Source organism: Spirillospora sp. NPDC000708, assembly GCF_040299565.1.
Lineage (GTDB): Bacteria > Actinomycetota > Actinomycetes > Streptosporangiales > Streptosporangiaceae > Spirillospora.
In genome coordinates, this window is the sequence record NZ_JBEPCJ010000023.1 from 104,958 (window position 1) to 121,053 (window position 16,096).

Genomic DNA, 16,096 nt, shown 5'->3' on the forward strand with positions numbered 1-16,096 from the left:
TCGTCACCCGCTCTTCCCCGCCGTGGGCGCGGGCGAGGGCAGGTAGCCGCTCGCGCCGGCGCCCGTCCCGTACTGTCCGGACTTGCCGTTCAGCTCGTTCTGCAGCGCCAGGATCGTCACGACCTGCCCGGACGAGGTGTCCACCATGTCGACGGCGGAGACCGAGTCGCCGGCGTCGGAGTCACGCAGCGCCGCGATCAGCCCGCCCTCCTGCGCGGAGGTGACGGGGCCTCCGACGACCGTACCGCGACCGGCGCCGTCGAGGGCGGTGGCCAGCGAGATCAGTGCCTTGTTGTCCTGGTCCCCGCCGTCGTAGGCGTACGGGTTCGCCGGCGCGACCATCACGGCGAGGGTGGCGTGGCGGCCGGGCTTGCCGCTGGTGGTGATGTACCCGGCCTGCTTGAAGCCGCTGAGCACGGCCCCGCCGGCGGCGTCCTCGCGGCCCGTCTTGGCGGGGTCGCGGGTGAGCAGCGCGTTCGCCAGCACCGCGCCCGCCTTGTCGTAGGAGCTGGCGCCCGACGGGAACTCCACGCCGTCGCTCTTCAGCTGGGTGGCCAGCTCGTCCAGGGTGCTCTGCTGGTCGTCGTCCAGCAGCTTCTTCTGGATCGTCACCCGGCCGGTGACGGCGGCGCCCGCGTCCTTGGCCAGCTCGCTGACCTGGTCGATGCTGTCGCTGCCGGCGCCCGGCGTCTCGATCAGCACGACGGACTGGCCCTTCAGCCGGTCCGCGACGAGCTGCGGCGACAGCACCTTGCTGAACTGCTCCTCCCCGTTCACCTGGTGCTGCAGCTGGCGCTGCTGGACCCGCGCCTCCTGGGCGCTGCGGGTCGCCGAGCTGACCTGCTTGCGCAGCGTGTCGCCGACCGAGTTGGACAGGGTGGTGGAGCCCAGCACGATGCCGAGCGCCAGCGCGAGGAAGATCGCGACGATGGAGACGAGGTGATAGCGGAAATCGATCACGTGAAGAGTCCGGTCAGCCAGAAGACGAAGGCGTGCCAGCGGTCGGCCAGCAGGGGACTGATGACGTCCCCCGCCGGGGACATGGCGACGGCGGTGACGATGGCGACGAACGCGCCGAGGACGAGGAACAGCAGCGACCAGGTGGAGATGCGGCTGCGGTACAGCCGGGAGACGCCCTTGGCGTCCACCAGCTTGCTGCCGACCCGGAGGCGGGTGAGGAACGTGCTGGCCATGCCGGCGCGGCCCTTGTCGAGGAACTCGACCATGTTGGCGTGCGTGCCGACCGCGACGATCAGGGTGGCGCCCTTGTCGTCGGCGAGCAGCATCGCGATGTCCTCGCTGGTGGCGGTCGCGGGGAAGACCACGGCCTCCTGGCCCAGCTCGTGCACGCGCTTCAGGCCGGGCGCCCGCCCGTCCCGGTAGGCGTGCACGACGATCTCCGCGCCGCAGGTCAGCGCGTCGTCGGAGACCGAGTCCATGTCGCCGACGATCATGTCGGGGCGGTAGCCGGCCTCCAGCAGCGCGTCCGCGCCGCCGTCCACCCCGATCAGGACCGGCCGGTACTCGCGGATGTAGGGCCGCAGGGTCGCGATGTCCTCGCGGTAGTGGTAGCCGCGGACCACGATCAGCGCGTGCCGGCCGTTGATCTTCGTGGCCACCTCGGGCACGCCGACGCCGTCGATGAGCAGGTCGCGCTCGCGCTTGACGTACTCCATCGTGTTGGCGACGAACGCCTCGAGCTGGCTGGCGAGCCCCGCCTTGGCCTCGGTGAGCGCCGTCTCGACCGTCTCGGCGGACTGCTCGGTGCCCTTGGCGACGACGTCCTCGCCGAGGTAGACGGACGGGCCCTCGACCCGGACCTGGTCGCCCTCGTGCAGCTTGCCGAAGATCTCCGGGCCGACGTCGTCGACGAGCGGGACGCCGGCGTCCACCAGGATCTGCGGGCCGAGGTTCGGGTACCGGCCGGAGATGCTCGGCGCGACGTTCACCACCGCGCCGACCTGGCACGACACCAGCGCCTCGGCGCTGACCCGGTCGAGGTCGACGTGGTCGATCACGGCGACCTCGCCGGGCTGCAGCCGCTTGGTCAGGTCCTTGGTGCGGCGGTCCAGCCGGACGGTCGCGCTGACCCCCTGCCGGCCGTCGTCGCGGCCGCGGCCGAGCGCGAGCACGCGGCGCGGCAGCGTCAGCCGCTGCGTCAGCCGGGCGCGCCGCTCGGTGGTGGGAGCCGGTTCGTTCATCGCCTGCCATCCTGCCAGAGCACGGGAGTAAAGAGCCGCAGGGACGATCGACGAGGCGTGTCCGTCCCGTCGCCCACCGTGTTCACTTGTGCGTTCTCCCTGTTCGCGGAGCGGCTAGCGTTCCTCGGCGGCCATGGCCAGCAGTTCCTCGGCGTGCGCCCGGCCGAGCTCGGAGTCCTCCAGGCCGGCGAGCATCCGGGACAGCTCCCGGATCCGGCCCTCCCGGTCCAGCGCGGTGACGCCGCTGCTGGTGACGGTGCCGTCGTCGGACTTCTCCACCAGCAGGTGCTGGTCGGCGAACGCGGCGACCTGCGGCAGGTGCGTGACGACGATCACCTGCGCGTTGCGGGCGAGGCGGGCGAGCCGGCGGCCGATCTCCACCGCCGCCTTGCCGCCGACGCCCGCGTCGACCTCGTCGAACACGAACGTGGGGACGGGGTCGGCGCCGGCGAACACCACCTCGATCGCCAGCATCACCCGGGACAGCTCGCCGCCCGACGCGCCCTTGTGCAGCGGCAGCGGCGGCGCGCCGGGGTGCGGGGCGAGCCGCACCTCCACCTCGTCGACGCCGTGCGGCCCGTAGTCGTCGGTGGGGGTGACGGTCACCACGACCCGGGCGTGCGGCATCGCCAGCGCGGTCAGCTCCGCGGTGACGGCCTCGGAGAACCGCTCGGCGGCGCGGCCGCGGACCGCGGTCAGCTCCGCCGCCTCGGCGGCGAGCCGCTCGGTCAGCTCGGCGTGCTCGGCGCGCAGCTCGTCGATGCGGTCGTCGTCGCCGTCCAGCTCGGTGAGGCGGGCCGCCGACCGGCGCGCCCACTCCAGCACCTCCGCCACCGTCCCCTCCTCGCCGCCGTACTTGCGGACCAGCGAGGTCAGCTCGGCGCGCCGCTCCTGGACGGCGGCGAGCCGCGCCGGGTCGGCGTCCACCGACTCGGCGTAGGAGGCGAGGTCGGTGCCGACGTCGGAGACGAGGTAGCCGGCCTCGGCGAGCCGGTCGGCGAGCGCCGCCAGGTCCGGGTCGTGCTCGCGGACGGCCTCCAGGGCGTTGCGGGCCTGGCCGAGCAGGCTCGTCACGTTCGCGGCCTCGAACGCCGCGGCGGCGTCGCCGAGCAGCGCCTCGTGCGCGGTGTCGGCCGCGCCGCGCAGCGCGTCGGCGTGCCCGAGCCGCTCCTCCTCGGCGGCGAGGTCGACGTCCTCGCCCTCCTTGGGATCGACCTTCTCGATCTCCTCCAGGCCGAAGCGGAGCACGTCGGCCTCCTGCGCGCGCTCCCGCGACCGCGTCGTCAGCTCCTCCAGCAGGGCGCTGACCTGGCGGTGCCGCTGGTAGGCCTTGGTGTAGGCGCGCATCGGCTTGGTGAGGGCGGCGCCCGCGTACCGGTCCAGCGCGCCGCGCTGCCGCCCGGCCTGCAGCAGCCGCTGCTGGTCGGACTGGCCGTGCACGGCGACCAGGTCGTCGGCGAGGTTGATCAGCACGCTCACCGGGACCGACCGGCCGCCGAGGAACGCCCGGGAGCGGCCCTCCGCGGACACCGACCGGGTCACGATCAGCGCACCGTCGTCCAGCTCGCCGCCGGCCTCCTCGACCCGCTCGACCGCCCGGCCGCCCGGGTCGACCACGATCCGCCCCTCCACGGCGGCACGGCCGGCGCCGGGCCGGACCCGCTGCGGGTCGGCGCGGCCGCCGAACAGCAGGCCCAGGCTCGTCACCACCATGGTCTTGCCGGCCCCGGTCTCGCCGGTCACCACGTTGAACCCCGGCGACAGATCGAGCACGGCCTCGTCGATCACGCCGAGGCCCTGGATCCGCACCTCATCGACCATCGGACGCACCAGCGTCACAACCCTCCGCAAACGAATCCCCGATCAGCGCCTGTGGAGATTATCCACTCTGCGCGCCGGATGCTCCCCCGTCCGTCCCGGCGAGGTCGGACGCCCCCGGCGCGGCCCCGGTTCCGCCGCCGATCGTCTCGACCCCGGTGACCTGCGGCACCTCCTCCGCCGGGGAGGGGGTCGCGGGCTGTCGGACCCGGCCCCGCCAGCCCGTCACCGGGAGCCCGAACTTGGTGACGAGCCGGTCGGTGAACGGGGTGAGGTGCAGCCGGGCGAGCCGGACCGGCTCGGCGCCGCGCCGGACCTCGACCCGGGCGCCGGGCGGCAGGTCGAGGGTCCGCTGCCCGTCGCACCACAGCACCGCGCGCGGCGTGTCCGCGAGCACCTCCACCGCCACCAGCGACCGCGGCGACACCACCAGCGGGCGCGCGAACAGCGAGTGCGCGCTGATCGGCACGACCAGCATCGCCTCGACCTCCGGCCACACCACGGGGCCGCCCGCGGAGAACGCGTACGCGGTGGAGCCGGTCGGGGTGGCGCACACCACGCCGTCGCAGCCCCAGTTCGACAGCGGCCGGCCGTCGATCTCCGCGACGACCTCCAGCATCCGCTCCCGCTCGGCCTTCTCGATGCTCGCCTCGTTGAGCGCCCACGTCGCGCCCATCACCGTGCCGTTGCGGCGGACGGTGACGTCGATCGTCATGCGCTCCTCGACGTCGTAGCGGCGCGTCACCACCCGGTCGACGGTGGCGGCGAGGTCCTCCCGCTCGGCCTCCGCGAGGAACCCGACGTGCCCGAGGTTCACGCCCAGCAGCGGCGTCCCGGACGTGCGGGTCAGGTCGGCGGCGCGCAGCAGCGTCCCGTCGCCGCCGAGCACCATCACGACCTCGGCGCCCTCCGCCGCGGCCGCCGCGCTCGGCATCACCTCCACGCCCTCGCGGCCGAGCTCCTCGGCCTCGCGGTCCAGGACCCGGACGCGGATCCCGGCCGCGCTGAGCCGCTCGATGACCAGCTGGGCGCTGCGGACCGCCTCCGGCCGCCCGGTGTGCGCCACGACCAGCACCGACCTCTTGCTCATACCCTCGCCCCACTCCCCGGCCCGACCCGGCGTGCCGACGTTCTCTCGACGAACGCCCCCGCCGCGGGCGTTCCCGCCGCGGGCGCCGTTCTCCGGGCCGCTGTGTTCTCGGACGCCCTCTGTACGGCCGCGCGCGCACGCACGATCACTGCGGACCCTCCGCGATCGCCTTCTCCAGGTCGGCGTCGTCGAGGGGCGGCGCGCCGGCCCGCAGCCACAGGAAGTACTCGACGTTCCCCGACGGCCCGGGCAGCGGGCTCGCGGTCACGCCGAGGACGCCGAGCCCGAGCGTCGCGGCGTGCCCGGCGACGCCGCGGACCGCCTCGGCGCGCAGCCCCGGGTCGCGGACGACACCGCCGGCGCCGACCCGGTCCTTGCCGACCTCGAACTGCGGCTTGACCATCATCGCGTAGTCGGCGGCGGGGTCGGCGCACCGCTGCACCGGGCCGAGGACGAGCTTCAGCGAGATGAACGACAGGTCGCCGACCACCAGGCCGGGCCGCGCCCCGCCGAGCGTCGCGGGCTCCAGGTCGCGGATGTTGACCCGCTCGATCACCGTGACCCGCTCGTCGGTCCGCAGGGACCAGGCGATCTGCCCGTACCCGACGTCGACGGCGTACACGTGCGCGGCGCCCGCGCGCAGCAGCACGTCGGTGAACCCGCCGGTCGAGGCGCCGGCGTCCAGGCACACGCGGCCCTCGGTCTCCAGGCCCTGGAAGGCCGCGAGGGCGCCGGCGAGCTTGTGGCCGCCGCGCGAGACGTACTCGGGGCCGCCGGCGGCCTCGTCGACGAGGATCGCCGCGCCCGTCTCGACCTGCGTCGCGGGCTTGGTCGCGCGCTGCCCGCCGACCCTGACCCGGCCGTCGGCGATCAGCTGGCTCGCGTGCTCGCGGGACCGGGCGAGCTCGCGCCGCACCAGCTCGGCGTCCAGCCGCCGCCTCACCGCCATCGTCCCGCCCCCGTGATCGTCGCCACCGGGCTCACGGGCGGGGGCGCAGGGCGTCGGGGAACGCGGGCCGGGGCTGCGGCACCGCCGGGCCCGCCTCGCCGGAGGGGCCCTCCGCCCCGGCCAGCAGGTCCTGGAGGCGCTGGTGCACGCCCTCGAAGATCTCGACGTGGCCGGGGACGGGCCGTCCCGCCAGATCGGCCAGGCGCGCGACGGCCTCGTCCACCCGCGGGTCGCCGGTGGGCTCGGGCGGCGGCGCGGCCGGGAGGCCCGGCTCCTCGCCGTCCGCCTCGGCCGGCGGGAGCGGCGCCGGTCCCGGCGTCGCCGCGGGCTCGTCGGACATCACGTGTACCTCCCCTTGGGTCCTCCCGGCGCGGGCGGCGAGTCGCCGCACGGCCACTGCGAACGCTACCGTCCCAGAACGACATCGTTGCCGATCGAACGGGGAACGGCCTGACCATGGCGAACGAGGACGACTGCCGGACGGCGCTCGACCGGATCGCGGAGCGGCTGGCGGAGGTGGACGCCGACCGGTTCGCCGAGCACGTGGTCGAGCGCACGATCAGCTGCCGCATCCCCGATCTCGGGCTGGCCTACCGGACGCGCCTGCACGTGGGCGGCCTGGACCCGTTCGAGCCCGCCGCCGACCCGGCCGCCGCCCAGGTCCGCCTGACCGTGGACAGCGACGACCTCGTCGCCATGGCGCACGAGGAGCTGAACCCGGCCAAGGCGTGGGCGGCCGGCCGCCTCAAGGTCGAGGCGAGCGTGTTCGACCTGCTGCGGCTGCGCAGGCTGCTGTGATCGCCCGGTTCGTCCCGTTCGCCCCTCGCAGGCCGCTCAGCCCGCTCAGCGCAGGCGGGGCAGCCCCAGGGCGCCCAGCGCGCCGCTGAGCGCCTCCGCCGCCGGCGGGGCGGCGTCCTGCCAGGCGGCGGACGCGAGGGCGCGCAGGCCGTCGTAGGGCTCGCCGGAGCCGGTGACGTCGAACCGGTCGCCGTCCCGGGTCACCGTCCAGCCGCCGCAGGAGTACCGGCCGCCGTCCCGCGCGACCTCGGGGTGCGGGACGAGCAGCCCGGTCAGGTCGTGCGCCAGGTAGGTGGGGCGGTGGTCGGGCGGCGCGGTGAGGGCCTGCATGTGGTCGGTGACGCCGGTGAAGACGAGCAGGCTGTCGGCGCCGCCGTTGAAGGCGCCCTCGATGTCGGTGTCGAGCCGGTCCCCGACGACCAGGGGGCGTTCGGCGCCCGTCCGCAGGATCGACTCGTGGTGCAGCGGCCGCTCGGGCTTGCCGGTGACGATCGGCTCGACGCCCGTGGCCGAGCTGATCACGCGCAGCAGCGCCCCGTTGCCGGGGTGCAGCGGCCCGTCGCCGCCCGGGATCGTCAGGTCGCGGTTGGAGCCGACGAACAGGGCGCCCATGCTGACCGCCTGGGCGCCCTCCGACAGCAGCCCGTACGACAGCCGGGGGTCGTAGCCCTGCACGACCGCCGGGGGGCGCCCGGACGCCACCGACACCGGCCGCAGCCCCCGCGCGTACAGGGCGTGCCGCAGCCCCATCCCGCCGACGACCAGCACCTCCGACCCGGCGGGCAGCCGTTCGGCCAGCAGCCGGGCGGCGGCCTGCGCCGAGGTCACCACGTCGTCGGCGTGCGCGGGCACGCCGACGTCGTTGAGCAGCGCCGCCACCGCGGACGGCGTGCGGGACGCGTTGTTGGTCACGAACGCCAGCCGCTGCCCCGCCGCGCGGGCCTTCGCGAGCGACTCGGCCGCCGCCGGGACGGGCCGCTGCCCGACGTACACGACGCCGTCGAGGTCCAGCAGGGCGACGTCGTACGCCTCGCTCAGGGGACGGTCACTGCCCTTCATCGCACGCTCCTCGGGATCGGGGGGCCATGGCTCGTTCGGGGGCCAAGCCTGGATCGGGGGGCTGAACGGGGCGGACGGCGGTCACCTGCGGGACGCGAGGGTCGCTCGGGCGTGCCGCAGCGCCCGGGCGTAGTCCTGGTTCTCCGGACGCATGGCCGCCGCGAGCGCGAGATGCTCGACCGCGCCCTCGAAGTCGCCCATCCTGCTGAGCGACAACCCTAACCCGAACCGCGCGTAGTCCTCGGCGGGCTCCTCCTCGACGATGCTCTGGAAGCTCTCGGCCGCCGCGCCGAACTGCCGCGCCCCGAACTGCGCGCGGGCGAGCGCCTCCCGGATGCTGTGCGACGCCGGCTCGGCCTCCGCGGCCCTGGTCAGCAGCTGCAGCGCGGCGGCCGCGCTCCCGGAGCGGAGCAGCTCCAGCCCCCGGGTGTACCACTCGTAGACGCCTCCGCCCGGAGCGGCGGGATGCTCGCCGGGGGCGTCGCCTTGGGAATCGTCCGGGCGTCCCTGTCCTTCACCACTCATGTGGACCTCCCATCGGACCTTGATCACCACGACGGTACCCGGCCGACGCGCGGGGGCCCGTCGCTGATTACCATGCCCACAGTGGACGACGACCTCCCCTCCGGGCTCGGACCGGAACAGTTCAGCGCCCGGATCTTCGGGTCCGCGGGGCCCGCGACGGGCGGCGGGCTGGAGCTGGCGCCGTTCCGCGGCGTCCGGTTCGTCCCCGAGCGGGCGGGCGACCTGGCCGCGGTGACCACTCCCCCGTACGACCTGGTGGACGACGCGGAGGTCGGCCGGCTGCTGTCGGGCGGCGGGCACAACATCGTCCGGCTGAACATGCCGCGCGCCGCCGGCGAGAGCTACCGGGAGGCGGGCGAGACGCTGCGCCGCTGGCTCGCCGAGGGGGTGCTCACCACCGACCCCGACCCGGCCCTGTACGTCTACGAGGCGGCCAAGGACGGGACGGTGCTGCAGCGGGGCCTGATCGGCGCGCTCGGGCTGCGCGCGGAGGCCGACCGGGTCGTCCTGCCGCACGAGAACGTGTTCCCCGGTCCCGTCCGCGACCGGCTGGCGCTGATGGCGGCGGCCCGCGCCAACCTCGAACCGATCTTCCTGGTGTACGAGGGCGGCGGCGACGCGGCGCGGATCGTCGACGACGCCGCGGGACGGGAGCCGCTGCTGGCCTTCCGCGCCGACGACGGGCTCACGCACCGGCTGTGGCGCATCGCCGATCCCGCGCTGCACGCCCGCGTCTCCGCCGACCTGCGCGGCAAGCAGGCGCTGATCGCCGACGGCCACCACCGCTACGCCACGTACCGCGCCCTGCAGGCGCGCCACCACGCCGCCGGGGACGGTCCCGGCCCGTGGGACCAGGGCCTGGCGCTGCTCGTCGACTCGACGCGGTACCCGCCGCATCTCGGCGCGATCCATCGCGTCCTGCCGGGCCTGGCGCCCGGCGACGCCGTCGAGCGCGCGCGCCGCGCCTTTCACGTCACCGACTTCGAGGACGAGAACCGGGCCGTACGCGCGCTGGGCGAGGCGCAGGGCCCCGCGTTCCTGCTCGGCGGCGGTGAGAGGCTCCACCTGCTCACCGACCCCGACCCCGCGGCGCTGGCCCGCGTGATGCCGTCCGAGCACTCCCCGCGCTGGCGCCGCCTGGACACCGCGATCCTCGACCACCTGCTCGTCGGGGACCTGTGGAACGTCCCCGAGAACGAGAACGCCATCGAGGTCGTGCACGACGACCCGTCCGCCGCCCTCGGCCGGGCCCGCCGCGCGGGCGGCACCGCCGTCGTCCTCAACCCGCTGCGGGTGGCGGACGTCCTCGCCGTCGCGAACGGCGGCGAGCGGGTCCCCCGCAAGTCCACCTCGTTCGGCCCGAAGCCCCGGACGGGCCTCGTGCTGCGCCTCCTCGACCCGGAAAGCGAGCGATGACCGACCGCACCATCGACAAGATCGCCTGGATCCTGCTGGACGGGGGCCGCGTCCTCAGCACCCGCTCCCGCGGCAAGGACGTCTACTACCTGCCGGGAGGCAAGCGGGAGCCCGGCGAGTCCGACGTGCGGACGCTCGTCCGCGAGGTCAAGGAGGAGCTGACCGTCGACGTCCTGCCGGAGACGGCCGCCCACCTCGGCACCTGGGAGGCGCAGGCGCACGGGCACGCCGGCGGCGTCACCGTCCGGATGACCTGCTACACCGCCGACCACACCGGCACGCCCGCGCCGAGCAGCGAGATCGAGGAGATCGCCTGGCTCGGCTACGCCGACCGCGGCCGGGTGTCGCCCGTCGACCAGCTGATCTTCGACGACCTGCACGCGGCGGGCCGGCTGCGCTGACCGCCGCCCCGCTTCGGCCGCGCGGGCCGTCCGGGCACCGCCCCGGGTGGCCGGGACCGGCCGCCGGGGGCGATGATCTGCCCATGAACTCCTCGAACATCACGGCGCTCGGCGGAGGCGTCTACGAGATCGACACCCTGCTGGCGGGCCACTCCGGCATCACCGCCGCGTACCTGATCCTCGCCGACCGGCCGTGCCTGATCGAGCCGGGGACCGCCGGCTCCGCGCCCGTCGTCCAGCGGGCGCTGAGCGAGCTCGGCGTCGGCGCGGACGACCTCGCGAGCGTCGTGGTCACCCACATCCACCTCGACCACGCGGGCGGCGTCGGCGACATCGCCGCGCTGTACCCGCAGGCCGAGATCGTCGTGCACGAGAAGGGGGCCCGGCACCTCGCCGACCCGTCCCGCCTCATGCGCAGCGCCCGCATGGTGTGGGGCGACGCCCTCGACACCCTGTTCGGCGAGCTGAAGCCGACCGACTCCGCGCGCATCCGCGCCGTCGAGGACACCGGCGTGGTCGACCTCGGCGGCGGCCGCCGCCTGGAGTCGCACTACTCCCCCGGCCACGCCAAGCACCACGTCGGCCTCGTCGACTCCGGCACCGGCGACCTGTACGTGGGCGACGCCGCCGGCATCTACATCCCGGAGACGGCGGACGTGCGGCCCGCCACCCCGCCGCCGGACTTCGACCTCGACACGGCACTGGCGTCGCTCGGCAGGTTCCGCGACCTCGGCCCGGAGCGGCTGCTGTTCGCGCACTACGGCCCGGTCACCGAGGTCGAGGGCACGCTGGAACGCTCCGCCGAGGAGCTGCGCGTCTGGGTCGACGCGGTCCGCGACGCCAGGGACCGGGGCCTCGAACTGGACCACGCCGTGGCGGCGGTGGTGGAGCGCACGAAGGACCGCTACGCCATCAACAGCGCCGACCTCGACCCCGAGCTGGCCGCCAAGTACGACGTCCTCAACAGCCCGGCCAACAATGTCGCGGGCATCATGCACGCCCTCGACCGGCACGCCTGACGGGCGGCGCGGCCTACGCGCCCTCTCCGACGGGCGCCTCGTCGCCCTCCGGCAGGAGCAGGCGGGCGCGGAACAGCTCCAGGACCTGCTCCAGCGCGTCGCGCGTGGGCTGGCCCGGCTCGTCGATCAGGTGCTCGGTGAGGACCGAGTGCGGCCTGAGCAGCGCGTCCGGGTTCGCCGCCGAGTCGTCCAGTTCCACGGCGACGAACGCGTCGCCGAGCTGCCGGCGCAGGAAGTCGAACCGTTCGCCCGGGACGAGCCGGTCGCCGCGGAACCGCAGGCCCAGCACCGTCAGGTCGTCCGCGCCGCGCCGCTTCACCGCCGCGAGGTCCGCGGGCGCGATGTCGATCGTGCGCCGCTGCGCGCGGGTGACCGGCAGCGGCAGCGACGGCTGGGACAGCACGGCCGCCAGGAGCCGGTCGTCGGCGGCCATCGCCAGCGCGAACCCGCCGGTGAAGCACATGCCCACAGCGCCGACGCCGGGCCCGCCGCATTCGGCGTGCTCGCGCGCGGCCAGCGCGCGCAGCCAGGTCACGATCGGCGAGGTCCGCCCCGTGGCGAGCTTGGTGAACTCGCGGCGGACGCAGAGCGGGGCCATGGCGCGGACGCCGTAGGCGATGGTGCCGGACCAGCCGTGCGCGGCCGGATCGGGGTCGCGTCCGGCCGTCCCGAAGAGGTCCGGCAGCACGACGGTCAGGCCCAGGTCGCGGACGCGCCGGGCGAACGCGAGCACCTTCGGGGTGATGCCCGGGACCTCCGCCATCACGATGACGGCGGGCCCGGTCCCGGACCGGAACACGCGGTGGGACGCGCCGCCGTGCGCGAACGACCCCCGGGAGAAGTCGGACATGCTGTCGTCGGCCATGACCCGGCCCTTCCGTCGCAGCGGACCCGGCCTCCCGCGCGGGCCGCCGAGCTAAGTTATTGACACACTATCGAATAACTCGTGCGCGGCCTGCCCGTCCGCCGAACCCGACGTGCCGTCCGGGCGGCGATCACGGCTTCCGGGCCACGCCGCCCCACATCCCGGTCGTGGCCGACGGCGCCGCGTCCTCATCGGGACGCCAGTCCTGGACCGGGACGACCCCCGGGTCGAGGAGGTCGAGCCCGGAGAAGAACGCGCCGACCCCGCCGCGAGTGCGGAAGGTCACGCGGAAGCCCATCGCCTTGGTGAGGGCGTCCTCCGCGGCCGCCATCTGCTCCGGCATCTGGTCGATGCCCGGATGGGTGACGGCGAGGAAGCTGCCGGGCGCGAGGGCGTCCAGCAGCGTGCCGACGATGCCGCGCGGGTCGTCGTCGTCCGGGACGCAGTGCAGCACCGCGATCAGCAGCAGGCCCACCGGACGGTCGAAGTCGAGCAGCCGCGCGGCCTCGTCCAGGATCCGGCCCGTGTCGCGCAGGTCGGCGTCCACGAACGCGGTCGGCGCGGTCACGCCGGACAGCAGGGCCCGCGCGTGCGCGAGCACGATCGGGTCGTTGTCCGCGTACACCACCCGGCACTCGGGGTCGGCGGCCTGCGCGACCATGTGCGTGTTGTTCGCGGTGGGGATGCCCGTGCCGATGTCGAGGAACTGGGTGACGCCGTGCCCGACGATCGTCCGCACGGCGCGGCTCAGGAAGGCCCGGTTCGCGGTGACGCCCGGCTTGATGGTCGGCGTCGCGAGCATCACCTGCTCGGCGGCCGCCCGGTCGGAGGCGAAGTTGTCCTTGCCGCCCAGCCAGTAGTCGTAGATCCGCGCGATGTGCGGCGTCGCGACGTCGATGCCCTTCGGGGCGATCTCTTCCTTACCGGCGGTCATGCGGCACAGACTAGCGGCGGACCCCGGCAAAGGATCTTCATTCGGCCCTTTCCGGCCTCTCGTCCGCTACGAGGGCCGGCTCCGGTTTCCGGACGCACCGGAGCGGCGCGTCCGGAAACCGGCTCAGCGGATCAGCCGCCGGCCTTCGGCCCCTCGTCCGGACCGGGCTCGTCCTCGTCGGCCTCCGCCTTGGCGGGAGGCTCGGGCTCGGCGGCGGCCTGGTCGAGATCGGGCTCCGGCTCGGCGGTCTTCGGCTCGAGGAACACCGCGGGCGCCTCCGGAAGCTCCTCCGGGGCGGGCTCCAGGATCTCGGGATCGGCGGGCTTGAACTGGATGTCCGTCGCCGTGACGATCTCCGGCACCGCCGCGGCCGGCTCCTCGGGCTCCTCGGGCTCCTCCGCGACCGGCTCGGCGGGGGCCGCCACGGCCTCGCCGGCCTCGTCGGCCTCGCCGCCGTCCGCGGCCACGTCGTCCGGCTCCTGCCTCGAGGCGAGGTCCTCGGGGGACTCCTCGCCGTCCTCCTCGGTGTCGAGGATGTGGAGTCCTTCGAGCTCCGCGTAGCGTTCGGCGGCGTCGGTCTCGCCGTCGCGGTCCGCGGCCGCCGCGCGGGCGAACCAGTCGGACGCCTCCTCCTCGCGCCCCGCCTCCGCGAGCGCGTCGGCGTAGGCGTAGAAGAGCCGCGCCGACCAGGGCTTCAGCCGCCGGTCCCGCAGCTCGGGGATCTGCAGCGTCACCACGGCGGCGTCGTACTGGCCGAGGTCGCGGCGCACGCCCGACTCGACGATGCGCAGCTCCACCCGCCCCATCGGGTCGAGCCGGTCCGCCTCCGGCGACTTGATCACGTCGAGGGCGCGTTCGGGACGTCCCATCCCGCGCTCGCAGTCGGCCATGACGGGCAGGTACGAGTCGTCGCCCGCACCCAGCCTGCGGGCCGCCCGCAGCTCGGCGAGCGCCTCGGCCCACTCCCCCGTCTGGTACGCGGCGATCCCGGCGGCCTCCCGGACGATGCCGACGCGCGACGCGAGCCGGCGCGCGGCACGGGCGTGCTTGTACGCCTGCTCCGGCTCCTCCTCGGACAGCCGCCCCGCCATCACCAGGTGCCGCGCGACGCGCTCCGCGAGGTCCTTCGGCAGCGTCCGCAGCTCGGCGCGGGCCTCCGCGTCCAGTTCGTCGCCGGTGACGTCGTCGGGCAGCAGCGGATCGTCGTGCTTGGGGGCCGGACGCTCCCGCTCGGCCGCCGCGGGACGGCCGCGTCCCGGGCCGTGCGGGCGTCCGCCCCGCTCCTCGGGACGCCCGGGTCCGCGACCGCGGAACCCTCCGCCGTCGCGCTGCCCGCGCGGCCGTTCCCGATCACCCTCGAACCGGCGCCCACCGGGCCGCTCCTGGCGGAACCCGCTGCTGGGACGGCCGCCCTCGCGCCCGCCGCGCTTGTCGCGGTCCGGGAAGCGGCGGTCCTTCGGCCGGCCCTCGAACCCGCGCTCGCCCTGCCGGCCACCGGGACGGGACTCGCGAGGCCCGCCCGAGCGCGCTTCACCGCGCGGCCCACCGGGCCGGCCACCGCGGCTCTCGCCCCGCGGCCCGCGTCCGCCACCGAAACCGCCCTCACGACGCTCACCGCGCGGCCCGGCAAAGCCGCCTTCACGGCGCTCACCACGGGGTCCGCCGAAGCCACCCTCGCGACGCTCACCGCGCGGGCCACCGAAGCCACCCTCACGACGCTCGCCACGCGGACCCTGGCCACCAGCGCGCGGGCCACCGAAACGCTCTTCACGGTTTCCGCCACCGGAGCCGGGGCCACCACCGCGCGGACCACCGAAGCGGTCGTCGCGGCGCTCACCACGGGGGCCACCGAAGCGCTGCTCGCGGCCCTCGCCGCGCGGGCCCTGGCCACCGCCGGAGCGGCCACCGCCAGCGCCTTGTCCGGCGCGCGGTCCGCCCGGCCCGGTGCGAGGCCCGCCCTGGCCGCCGAAGCGCCCGTCGCCACGGCCACCGGGCTTCCCGCCACGCTGGCCGCCGGGCGCGCCGGAACGTCGTTCATCGCGGGGGCCTGCGTTCCGGCGCTCGCCGCCGGCGCCACCGAACCGTCCTTGGCCGCGCTCGCCGCCGCGTCCGCCGCCGAAACGGTCATCGCGCCGCTCGCGCGGGCCTCCCTCGCCACCGCGACGGTCGTCAGCCCCCCGGAACGGGCGATCGGAGGGCCGGTCGTTCCGCCGGCCCTGGCCGTCGCGTCCCTTCCAGCCGCCCCCGGCGCCGGGACGGCCCTTGCCGCCCTTGGGACCGCCGTTGCGAGGCGCGGATCCGCGAGGACCGCCGCTTCCGCGCGCGCCGGGCCCGCCGGTGCCCCCACGAGCGCCGGGCGCGCTCCGCCCGCCGTTCTTCCCCCGCCGCTCGCGGTTCTCGTCGCTGCGGCCGTCCTCTTCCGCGCTCATCACGTCCGTCACTGTTCTTGAAGGTGGTTCATGGACTCCTGCAGCCTACTTCGGCAGGTCCATGACATGCGTCGAGGGCCGCCCCCGAAAAACGGGGTGCGACCCTCGACCAATATATGTCCGGCGGTGTCCTACTCTCCCACACAGTCTCCCATGCAGTACCATCGGCGCTGAAGGGCTTAACTTCCGGGTTCGGAATGGGACCGGGTGTTTCCCCTCCGCCATAACCACCGAACGACCAAACCCCAACACCCGCAAACGGGCGCGGGAAGACTCGTCCGAGCGACCAGGCTCGAATCTTCACTTATACCAGCGGTTCCCGGTTGTTTCCTGGGAACCACACAGGGACGCGAACACTCCACACAACAGCGATTCGAATTGAACGTTCAGTGTGTTCAAGCCACTCGGCCTATTAGTACCGGTCAACTCCACACGTTACCGCGCTTCCATACCCGGCCTATCAACCCAATCGTCTATTGGGAGCCTTACCCCCTCCGAAGAGGGGAGGGAGAACTCATCTCGAGGAAGGCTTCCCGCTTAGATGCTTTCAGCGGTTATCCCGACCGAACGTAGCCAACCAGCCGTGCCCCTG

At 74.8% G+C, this 16,096-nt stretch carries 16 protein-coding genes and 2 rRNA genes; 5 read left to right on the forward strand and 13 right to left on the reverse strand.

What is annotated here, in order from left to right; genetic code table 11:
• Positions 1-3 precede the first annotated feature (3 nt).
• The 6 genes from ABT299_RS18865 to ABT299_RS18890 all read right to left on the reverse strand — a co-directional run bounded on the left by ABT299_RS18865 (position 4) and on the right by ABT299_RS18890 (position 6,398).
• On the reverse strand, positions 4-960 hold the full coding sequence (locus ABT299_RS18865; protein ID WP_500251537.1) for a copper transporter: 957 nt from the start codon (positions 958-960) through the stop codon (positions 4-6).
• Positions 957-2,201 carry a putative cytokinetic ring protein SteA gene (gene steA, locus ABT299_RS18870; protein ID WP_190866213.1) on the reverse strand — a complete coding sequence of 415 codons (1,245 nt, stop codon included), beginning with the start codon at positions 2,199-2,201 and terminating at the stop codon, positions 957-959. Before steA ends, ABT299_RS18865 begins: the two co-directional genes overlap by 4 nt.
• A gap of 114 nt (positions 2,202-2,315) precedes the next feature.
• On the reverse strand, positions 2,316-4,022 hold the full coding sequence (gene recN / locus ABT299_RS18875) for a DNA repair protein RecN (RefSeq protein ID WP_190866211.1): 1,707 nt from the start codon (positions 4,020-4,022) through the stop codon (positions 2,316-2,318).
• 58 nt (positions 4,023-4,080) lie between these two features.
• On the reverse strand, positions 4,081-5,109 hold the full coding sequence (locus ABT299_RS18880; protein WP_190866209.1) for an NAD kinase: 1,029 nt from the start codon (positions 5,107-5,109) through the stop codon (positions 4,081-4,083).
• Between the two features lie 145 nt (positions 5,110-5,254).
• Complete coding sequence (locus tag ABT299_RS18885; protein ID WP_190866207.1) at positions 5,255-6,058, reverse strand: TlyA family RNA methyltransferase; 804 nt, start codon at positions 6,056-6,058, stop codon at positions 5,255-5,257.
• A 31-nt stretch (positions 6,059-6,089) separates the two neighbouring features.
• Positions 6,090-6,398, reverse strand: coding sequence for a hypothetical protein (locus tag ABT299_RS18890; protein WP_190866205.1), 309 nt, complete (start codon positions 6,396-6,398; stop codon positions 6,090-6,092).
• A 116-nt stretch (positions 6,399-6,514) separates the two neighbouring features.
• Here ABT299_RS18890 and ABT299_RS18895 point away from each other — a divergent pair, with 116 nt between their 5' ends.
• Entirely contained in the window at positions 6,515-6,856 is a 342-nt protein-coding gene (locus ABT299_RS18895; protein ID WP_190866203.1) for an SCP2 sterol-binding domain-containing protein, read from the forward strand.
• 45 nt (positions 6,857-6,901) lie between these two features.
• Here the strand turns inward: ABT299_RS18895 and ABT299_RS18900 are convergent, their stop codons facing one another.
• Positions 6,902-7,915: an HAD-IIA family hydrolase gene (locus ABT299_RS18900; RefSeq protein WP_500251538.1), complete on the reverse strand. Its 1,014-nt coding sequence runs from the start codon at positions 7,913-7,915 to the stop codon at positions 6,902-6,904.
• 81 nt (positions 7,916-7,996) lie between these two features.
• Positions 7,997-8,440: a tetratricopeptide repeat protein gene (locus tag ABT299_RS18905; RefSeq protein WP_190866199.1), complete on the reverse strand. Its 444-nt coding sequence runs from the start codon at positions 8,438-8,440 to the stop codon at positions 7,997-7,999.
• Between the two features lie 72 nt (positions 8,441-8,512).
• On the opposite strand from ABT299_RS18905, the gene ABT299_RS18910 reads away from it, so the two are divergent.
• From ABT299_RS18910 to ABT299_RS18920, 3 genes are all read left to right on the forward strand, one after another.
• Positions 8,513-9,856, forward strand: a complete 1,344-nt coding sequence (locus tag ABT299_RS18910; RefSeq protein WP_500251539.1) for a DUF1015 family protein — start codon at positions 8,513-8,515, stop codon at positions 9,854-9,856.
• Positions 9,853-10,257, forward strand: coding sequence for an NUDIX hydrolase (locus tag ABT299_RS18915; RefSeq protein ID WP_190866195.1), 405 nt, complete (start codon positions 9,853-9,855; stop codon positions 10,255-10,257). The genes ABT299_RS18910 and ABT299_RS18915 overlap by 4 nt, the downstream gene beginning before the upstream one ends.
• Before the next feature lie 83 nt (positions 10,258-10,340).
• Positions 10,341-11,276: an MBL fold metallo-hydrolase gene (locus ABT299_RS18920; RefSeq protein WP_500197068.1), complete on the forward strand. Its 936-nt coding sequence runs from the start codon at positions 10,341-10,343 to the stop codon at positions 11,274-11,276.
• Positions 11,277-11,289: 13 nt separating this feature from the next.
• Here ABT299_RS18920 and ABT299_RS18925 read toward each other — a convergent pair whose 3' ends face one another.
• The 3 genes from ABT299_RS18925 to ABT299_RS18935 all read right to left on the reverse strand — a co-directional run bounded on the left by ABT299_RS18925 (position 11,290) and on the right by ABT299_RS18935 (position 14,166).
• A complete protein-coding gene (locus ABT299_RS18925; RefSeq protein WP_500251540.1) occupies positions 11,290-12,141 on the reverse strand; it encodes a dienelactone hydrolase family protein in 852 nt (283 codons plus the stop codon).
• A 130-nt stretch (positions 12,142-12,271) separates the two neighbouring features.
• Positions 12,272-13,075, reverse strand: a complete 804-nt coding sequence (locus tag ABT299_RS18930) for an SAM-dependent methyltransferase (protein WP_500251541.1) — start codon at positions 13,073-13,075, stop codon at positions 12,272-12,274.
• Positions 13,076-13,206: 131 nt separating this feature from the next.
• Positions 13,207-14,166, reverse strand: coding sequence for a hypothetical protein (locus ABT299_RS18935; protein WP_500251542.1), 960 nt, complete (start codon positions 14,164-14,166; stop codon positions 13,207-13,209).
• Between the two features lie 6 nt (positions 14,167-14,172).
• On the opposite strand from ABT299_RS18935, the gene ABT299_RS18940 reads away from it, so the two are divergent.
• Positions 14,173-15,525, forward strand: coding sequence for a hypothetical protein (locus tag ABT299_RS18940; RefSeq protein ID WP_500251543.1), 1,353 nt, complete (start codon positions 14,173-14,175; stop codon positions 15,523-15,525).
• Positions 15,526-15,622: 97 nt separating this feature from the next.
• On the opposite strand, the gene rrf is transcribed toward ABT299_RS18940, so the two are convergent.
• Positions 15,623-15,739: ribosomal RNA gene (gene rrf / locus ABT299_RS18945) — 5S ribosomal RNA — on the reverse strand.
• A 156-nt stretch (positions 15,740-15,895) separates the two neighbouring features.
• A 23S ribosomal RNA gene (locus ABT299_RS18950) occupies positions 15,896-16,096 on the reverse strand; the annotation flags it as partial.